Origin of the sequence: Escherichia sp. WS1368 (genome assembly GCF_046487485.1) — a bacterium.
GTDB classification, from domain to species: Bacteria; Pseudomonadota; Gammaproteobacteria; order Enterobacterales; family Enterobacteriaceae; genus Escherichia; species Escherichia coli.
Genome location: NZ_JBJQJI010000052.1, coordinates 1 through 572, shown reverse-complemented (window position 1 = coordinate 572; position 572 = coordinate 1). Strand labels below are relative to the sequence as shown.

Annotated in this window: 1 protein-coding gene; it reads left to right on the top strand. The window is 53.1% G+C overall.

The genetic code is table 11. The features are described from left to right. Window positions 1–572: EF-Tu/IF-2/RF-3 family GTPase (locus ACJHYD_RS24510; protein ID WP_045147895.1), on the top strand; the 572-nt coding region annotated here is incomplete at both ends.

The window sequence follows — 572 nt, the reverse complement described above, 5'->3', positions numbered from 1 at the left end:
TACATTCCGGAACCAGAGCGTGCGATTGACAAGCCGTTCCTGCTGCCGATCGAAGACGTATTCTCCATCTCCGGTCGTGGTACCGTTGTTACCGGTCGTGTAGAACGCGGTATCATCAAAGTTGGTGAAGAAGTTGAAATCGTTGGTATCAAAGAGACTCAGAAGTCTACCTGTACTGGCGTTGAAATGTTCCGCAAACTGCTGGACGAAGGCCGTGCTGGTGAGAACGTAGGTGTTCTGCTGCGTGGTATCAAACGTGAAGAAATCGAACGTGGTCAGGTACTGGCTAAGCCGGGCACCATCAAGCCGCACACCAAGTTCGAATCTGAAGTGTACATTCTGTCCAAAGATGAAGGCGGCCGTCATACTCCGTTCTTCAAAGGCTACCGTCCGCAGTTCTACTTCCGTACTACTGACGTGACTGGTACCATCGAACTGCCGGAAGGCGTAGAGATGGTAATGCCGGGCGACAACATCAAAATGGTTGTTACCCTGATCCACCCGATCGCGATGGACGACGGTCTGCGTTTCGCAATCCGTGAAGGCGGCCGTACCGTTGGCGCGGGCGTTGT